Source organism: Bradyrhizobium sp., assembly GCF_047605465.1.
Classification (GTDB): domain Bacteria; phylum Pseudomonadota; class Alphaproteobacteria; order Rhizobiales; family Xanthobacteraceae; genus Bradyrhizobium.
The window spans coordinates 43,086-49,474 of sequence record NZ_JASGFS010000051.1 but is presented as its reverse complement, the minus strand read 5'-3'; the positions used below and the strand labels follow the sequence as shown (position 1 = coordinate 49,474).

The following is a 6,389-nucleotide window of genomic DNA, read 5'->3' as shown; positions in this document are numbered from 1 at the left end:
CATGAACGCCGACATCTCGGCGCGGCCGCCGAGCTCGTCGATGAACTGCTGGTCCAGCCACGGCTTGTAGATCTTCAGGCCCGGATTGGTGAGGAGGCCGTAGCGATAGAAGCGCTCGATGTCGTTGCCCTTGAAGGTCGAACCGTCACCCCAGATGTTGACGCCGTCTTCCTTCATGGCCGCGACCAGCATCGTGCCGGTGACGGCTCGGCCGAGCGGCGTGGTGTTGAAATAGGTGATGCCGCCGGTCGAGATGTGGAAGGCGCCGGATTGAATCGCCGCGATGCCTTCGTGGACGAGTTGCGTGCGGCAATCGACCAGCCGCGCCTTCTCGGCGCCGAACTCCATCGCCTTGCGCGGGATCTCGTTGTAGTCGGCTTCGTCCGGCTGGCCGAGATTGGCGGTATAGGCGTAGCAGCGCGCGCCCTTCTGCTTCATCCAGAGCAGCGCCGCGCTGGTGTCGAGACCGCCCGAAAAAGCGATGCCGACTTTCTCACCCTTGGGCAGGCTTTTCAGGATCGTGGTCATGGCGCTTCCAATCGGGTCTCAAGGGGCTGATGTGAGGGCGGATTGACCGCGCGAATATCAAATTTCGCAGGTCTCGGCACGCATTTAATGGCTCAAATCGACGCCGCGGGGCCGGTCTTGCCGCCGAACAGGCGCTTGCGGAGGCGATAGGCGGGCATGTTCAGCCGGGTCAGGGCGGCATCGACCGCCTCATCCGAGAACCGGGTCCGCGGCCAGCGGTAAATCAACGCGTAGCCGAACCAGATCACGATGAAGGTGACGAGGCCGGCGGTCGCGACATCGGTGAAGAAGTGCCCGCCGAAGGCCATGCGCAGCCCGCTGGTCGCAACGCCGAAGATCACCGCTCCGGCATAGGCAAGCGGCCGCCATGCCGGCGGCGCCAGCGCTGCAGGCGCCAGCGTCCAGAACGCCGTCGCCCCCTCGCCGGAGAAGAACGAGCAGTTGCGTGCGCAATCGCCGCGCGGGTCCCACCACGCCACGAAATGCTGATCACCGGCGAACTCGGTCACCACCACCGGCCGCGGCCGGCCCCAATAGGTCTTGAAGGTCAGATTGGTGAGAATGCCGGCGGACAGGATGATCGTGACCAGCAGGAACACGATCGCGCGCCCCGACACCATCAAGGGCCGGTCGGGCCTGATCATCTTGACCACGAGCGCGACCAGCGACGGCAGCACGAAAGCCCAGGAGACCCACATCGCGGCGTCCCGCGCGACGCCGGCCCAGCTGTTCAGCTTGAGCGGAAAGGTCTTCGTCTCGGGATCGAAGAACAGCGAGGCGAGCTTGAGGTCGAGTTCGGGATAGAGGCCGAAGACGACGCCGATCACGAGCCACAGCGCCAGGGCGATGAAGAGTCCAGTCCGGTTCATGGCGCGCGGTTTAGCGGAGAGAGGCGCAGATGGAAACCCCGAGACAGGCCGGGAAATTACCGCGCATCGGGCCGCGACTGCGACGGCAGCGGCGGAGGTCGCCTGAGGGGTGGCGGCGGCTCGCGCCAGGCGCCGGCGTTACGGCCGGCAATCAGCCAGTAGACCACGCCGGCGACGATACCCGCGCCAGTCATGATCTCGAGGTGCCGCCGCACGATGCCCTCGAATTGGAATGTGTCGGGATGGAAGGGAACGAGGCCGAGATAGCAGGCCAGCCCGACCACGCCGCCGCCGACCGCGTAGGCGAGCGCACTGCGCACGTAGAGCGCCTCGGTGACCGCAACGATCACCGCCGCCGGCACCAGCGCAAAGCCGGAGACGAAGATGAATCCGAATCCGAGCAGGATGTCGATCGTGCCCTGATCCACAGGTCCCGCTCCGAGATCGGAGAATTCCGGGAACAGCAGCGCGCCGACGACGATCATGCCGCCGACCACACAGGCGGCGATGAAGCCAATGAAGATGACGACGAGGCGGCCGATCAGCGCCATGACACGACTCTTTCCGTCGTTGCGAGCGGGGCAGAGCAATTCAATCCGCCTCTGCGGAAAGCCCCTGAATTGCTTCGCTGCGCTCGCAATGACAGGGACGCGAGAGCGCCGGCACGCATCAACTCAATCCGTCATCGCCATGGCGCGCAGCGCCTGGCGCTCGCGGGCCGAGAGTTTTTCCGTCTCCGACTTGAGCTGGCCGCAGGCGGCGAGGATGTCGCGGCCGCGCGGCGTGCGGACCGGCGAGGAATAGCCCGCGTTGAAGATGTATTCGGAGAATTTCTCGATCTGGTCCCAGTCCGAGCATTCATAGGCCGTACCGGGCCACGGATTGAACGGAATCAGGTTGATCTTGGCCGGGATGCCCTTGAGCAGCTTCACCAGCAGCTTCGCATCGTCGAGCGAATCGTTGACGCCCTTGAGCATGACGTATTCGAAGGTGATGCGACGGGCATTCGACGCGCCGGGATAGTCGCGGCAGGCCTGCAGCAGCTCGGCGATCGGAAATTTGCGGTTGAGCGGCACCAGCTCGTTGCGCAATTCGTCGCGCACGGCGTGGAGCGAGATCGCCAGCATGACGCCGATCTCGTCGCCGGCGCGGACGATGTTCGGCACCACGCCCGAGGTCGACAGCGTGATGCGGCGGCGGGAGATGCCGATGCCTTCGTTGTCGCCGACGATCAGAAGCGCATCGCGCACCGCATCGAAATTGTAGAGCGGTTCGCCCATGCCCATCATCACGATGTTGGTGACGCGGCGCGTGCCGTCCTCGCGATCGGCCCAGTCGTTCAGACGATCCCGCGCGACCATCACCTGCCCCACGATCTCGCCCGCGGTCAGGTTGCGCACCAGGCGCTGCGTGCCGGTGTGGCAGAAGGCGCAGTTGAGGGTACAGCCGACCTGCGAGGAGACGCAGAGCGTGCCGCGATCGGTCTCGGGGATGTAGACGCATTCGACTTCATGCGCCCTCTCGACATTGTCGCCGCTCGGCAGCCGCAGCAGCCATTTGCGGGTGCCGTCGTTGGAGATCTGTTCGGCGACGACCTCAGGGCGGTCGACCGTGAAGCGCTCCGAGAGCGCGGTGCGGATCGTCTTCGAGATGGAAGTCATCTCGTCGAAATTCCTGGCGCCGCGGAAATAGAGCCAATGCCACAATTGCTGCACGCGCATCTTGCGCTGCGCCGGCGCGACGTCGATCTCGCCGAGGCAGTCAGCGAGTTCCGCGCGTGACAGTCCGATGAGCGACGGCTTGGCCGGCGGCACATAGGTCTCGAGTGGAGTTTTCTCCACCAGCGTTGCGTTGTGCGGCTCGCTCGTCATTTGCATCAGTTGGCCTAAGATCAATGCTGTCTAAACTCGTCATCCCCGGGGCTCGGCCCGGGCATCCACGTCCTGGCTCGGACGCCGTAACACGCGGATGGCCGGGTCAAGCCCGGCCATGACGACGGAAAGTCTGGAACCGCCCCTATATAGCAATCGGAACCGCCAATTGCGACCGCCGCGATTGCTTAGCCTTAAAGGCTTAAGCCTGCAGCCTTACCGTTTGCAATCCTGGGAGATACGGTCCAGCGCCTGGGCAAGGCCCTTCAGGGAGAAAGTATCGGTCGTCTCGGTCCCCTTGGCGGAAACACCTTTCACCACGAGGTCGGCGGACCGGCGCATGGCCTCGACCATCCGCTCCTCTTCCGCCGCGTTCTTGATCCAGAGGCCGTCGCCCTGCGTGTACATCGCGAAGGCTGCGCCGCCCACTTCGACCGTCGATTCAGAGCCCGGCTTCAGCGCGTAGCCGATCATCACCGAGACCTCGTTGTTGACCTTTTCAGACGGCCGGGTCGAGACGAAGGCATAGGCGGGGTCACGCGGACGATTCGGCGGGTTGGTCTTCGACGACGACGGCTTTGCCAGCGCGAAACAGACTTTCTTGCCGTTGGGCGTCGCCGAATAGGCCCCCCAGGTGCCGAACTGACCGATCAGCGTCGGCTCGGCGCCGCCCGCAACCGCAGCGGGAGCCGCCACCGGTTTGCTCTCGGGCTTTGCCGCCGTCTTCGCTGCCGGCGCGGCCGATTTCGGTGCGGCTTTCGGCGCCGATTGCACCGTCTGAGCCCGCGCGGAATCGCTGATTCCCCAGGCCACCATGCCAGTCATGAAAGCTAAAATCAGCGCCCGCCACATGCTGGAACGGTTCCCTCAATATTGTGACTGGAAGATGGCCCGGGCGCGCTTTGTCCCCGAGTCAGGGATACCCGGGAAAGCCAAATTTGGAAAGGCGGGTGACGGGATGCGGCCGTTAACCTCTGGACCGCGCTGCGCGTTGATCGGCCCACTGCGCTTCGGTCCAGCGCAACAGGTCTTCGGCGCCTGAGCTGCGCAGATGCGCGCCGCCATCGATCACCACCATCTCGCCGTTGATGTAACCGGCGCGGTCCGACACCAGGAAGCTGGCGAGATCGGCGAGCTCGCTGTGCTCGCCGGTGCGCCCCATCGGATTGCGCGCCGTCCAGCCTTCATCGCGTCCCTCGGGGCGGAGCTGTCCTGCGGCCCCGGGGGTCGGGAACGGTCCCGGCGCGATCGCGACGGTACGGATGCCCTTCGGGCCCCATTCGACCGCGAGGCTCTTGGTCATCGCCAGCACCGCCGACTTCGCCATCGCCGAGGGGACGGTGAAGGCGCGGCCGGTGATGGTCGAGGTCGAGAGGATGGACAGCACGACGCCGCCGTGCGAGCCCTCGATCCATCGCTTGCCGGCCGCGAGCGTGCAGTACATCGCGCCGTGCAGCGTCGGCGCGAGGATCGCATCGGCGGCGCGGAACGACAGATGCTCACTCTGCGCGATGAAGGTCGCGGCAGCATTGTTGACGAGAATGTCGAGCGGCGCATCGCGCCAGATCGCATCCATCATGACGTCGACGGCGGCGCCGTCGCGGACGTCGCAAGCCATCGCAACGACCTTGCCGCCGGTCTGCGCGCGCATCTCGGCCGCGGTCGCTTCCAGCCGATCGAGCTTGCGGCCGCAGATGACGAGTTCGGCGCCGAGCGCGAGGAAACGACGGCCCATCGACGCACCGAGTCCCGATCCGCCGCCGGTGACGAGGATGCGCTTGTTCCTGAGCAGACCTGTTTCAAACATCGTTTGAATCCCTTTCTTCGCGGGTTTCGTCATTACGAGCGTCGCGAAGCAGCCCGTCTATTTCCGCCGGGCGGATTCCGGGTTGCTTCGCTACGTTCTTGCTCACGCGAGGATAGACCCGGCCGCGGTTTCTACAAAGAATCCGGATTGTCGCCCGTGCCTAAATCCGGCAGAAACGGGCCAACGATAACTCCATCCTGAAACGCCAAGCGCTCTGAAGAAGGTGCCGCCATGAAAGCCATCCTCTGTTCGCAATATTGCCAGCCTGACGACCTCGTGCTCGCCGACGTACCGGATCCGGTCGCGGGTCCGGGTGAAGCGGTGATCGCGATCAAGGCCGCGGCGCTGAACTTCTTCGACATCCTGATGATCCAGGGCAAATATCAGATCAAGCCGCCGTTCCCGTTCTCGCCGGCCGCCGAGGTGGCGGGCGTGATCGAGAGCATTGGTCCGGGCGTCACCGACCTCAAGGTCGGCGATCGCGTCGTCGCGTCCTGCGGCCACAACGGCGCGCGCGAGAAGATCGCGCTGCCGGCGGCAACGATCGTGAAGATTCCCGACAATCTCGATTACGACCGTGCGGCCGGCATCATCATCATCTACGGCACCGCGCTGCATGCGCTGGAGGACCGCGCCAGCCCGAAGCCCGGCGAAACGCTCGCCGTGCTGGGCGCGGCCGGTGGCACCGGCCTCGCCGCCTGCGAGCTCGGCAAGCTGATGGGCCTGAAGGTGATCGCCTGCGCCTCCTCGGACGAGAAGCTGGCCTTCGCCAAGGCGCATGGCGCGGAGCTGACGCTGAACTACGGCAAGGAAGACCTGAAGGAGGGTCTGCGCAAGCTCACCGGCGGCAAGGGCGTCGACATCATCTTCGATCCCGTCGGCGGCGCCTACGCCGAACAGGCGCTGCGCTCGATCGCATGGGAGGGCCGCTTCCTCGTGATCGGCTTTGCAGCCGGCGACATTCCGAAAATGCCGCTGAACCTCGCGCTGCTGAAAGGCTGCGACATCCGCGGCGTGTTCTGGGGCGCCTGGACGCGGCTCAATCCCGAGAAGAATCGCGCCAATCTCGAGAAGCTCGTGAAGTGGACGGCGGAAGGCAAGATCTCATCGCATGTCGACCGCACCTTCCCGCTGGCGCAGACCGCCGACGCATTGAAGGTGCTCGCGGGACGCCAGGCGATGGGCAAGGTGATCCTGCATCCGTGACGATGCGATTGGGATCGCGCCTCCCTCCACGAGTCGTCCTGTCGAAAGCCAGGACCCATTACCTCAGGGAGCAGTTCGGCGAAGACTCTGCATTCGGTACTGCGACCG

At 65.0% G+C, this 6,389-nt stretch carries 7 protein-coding genes; 1 reads left to right on the top strand and 6 read right to left on the bottom strand.

Annotation, left to right across the window (positions count from 1 at the left end):
• From QM712_RS27650 to QM712_RS27625, 6 genes are all read right to left on the bottom strand, one after another.
• A partial coding sequence (locus tag QM712_RS27650) for an argininosuccinate synthase domain-containing protein (protein WP_415026324.1) occupies positions 1-528 on the bottom strand: 528 nt, incomplete at its 3' end.
• A gap of 92 nt (positions 529-620) precedes the next feature.
• Positions 621-1,397 carry a phosphatase PAP2 family protein gene (locus QM712_RS27645; protein WP_415026323.1) on the bottom strand — a complete coding sequence of 259 codons (777 nt, stop codon included), beginning with the start codon at positions 1,395-1,397 and terminating at the stop codon, positions 621-623.
• A 56-nt stretch (positions 1,398-1,453) separates the two neighbouring features.
• On the bottom strand, positions 1,454-1,948 hold the full coding sequence (locus tag QM712_RS27640) for a hypothetical protein (RefSeq protein ID WP_415026322.1): 495 nt from the start codon (positions 1,946-1,948) through the stop codon (positions 1,454-1,456).
• 123 nt (positions 1,949-2,071) lie between these two features.
• The gene (gene rlmN / locus QM712_RS27635) at positions 2,072-3,274 is read right to left on the bottom strand and encodes a 23S rRNA (adenine(2503)-C(2))-methyltransferase RlmN (RefSeq protein WP_415026321.1); all 1,203 of its coding nucleotides are present in this window, start codon (positions 3,272-3,274) and stop codon (positions 2,072-2,074) included.
• Positions 3,275-3,484: 210 nt separating this feature from the next.
• A complete protein-coding gene (locus QM712_RS27630; protein WP_415026320.1) occupies positions 3,485-4,120 on the bottom strand; it encodes an invasion associated locus B family protein in 636 nt (211 codons plus the stop codon).
• Between the two features lie 115 nt (positions 4,121-4,235).
• Entirely contained in the window at positions 4,236-5,075 is an 840-nt protein-coding gene (locus QM712_RS27625; RefSeq protein ID WP_415026319.1) for an SDR family oxidoreductase, read from the bottom strand.
• 231 nt (positions 5,076-5,306) lie between these two features.
• Between QM712_RS27625 and QM712_RS27620 the strand changes: the two genes are divergently transcribed.
• Positions 5,307-6,281 carry an NADPH:quinone oxidoreductase family protein gene (locus tag QM712_RS27620; RefSeq protein WP_415026318.1) on the top strand — a complete coding sequence of 325 codons (975 nt, stop codon included), beginning with the start codon at positions 5,307-5,309 and terminating at the stop codon, positions 6,279-6,281.
• Positions 6,282-6,389 lie beyond the last annotated feature (108 nt).

What these genes read in the sequence shown, in the direction of transcription:
- QM712_RS27625 (WP_415026319.1), bottom strand. Translation starts at nt 5,075, where the DNA reads ATGTTTGAAACAGGTCTGCTCAGGAACAAGCGCATCCTCGTCACCGGC.
- QM712_RS27630 (WP_415026320.1), bottom strand. Translation starts at nt 4,120, where the DNA reads ATGTGGCGGGCGCTGATTTTAGCTTTCATGACTGGCATGGTGGCCTGG.
- QM712_RS27620 (WP_415026318.1), top strand. Translation starts at nt 5,307, where the DNA reads ATGAAAGCCATCCTCTGTTCGCAATATTGCCAGCCTGACGACCTCGTG.
- QM712_RS27645 (WP_415026323.1), bottom strand. Translation starts at nt 1,397, where the DNA reads ATGAACCGGACTGGACTCTTCATCGCCCTGGCGCTGTGGCTCGTGATC.
- QM712_RS27640 (WP_415026322.1), bottom strand. Translation starts at nt 1,948, where the DNA reads ATGGCGCTGATCGGCCGCCTCGTCGTCATCTTCATTGGCTTCATCGCC.
- rlmN (WP_415026321.1), bottom strand. Translation starts at nt 3,274, where the DNA reads ATGCAAATGACGAGCGAGCCGCACAACGCAACGCTGGTGGAGAAAACT.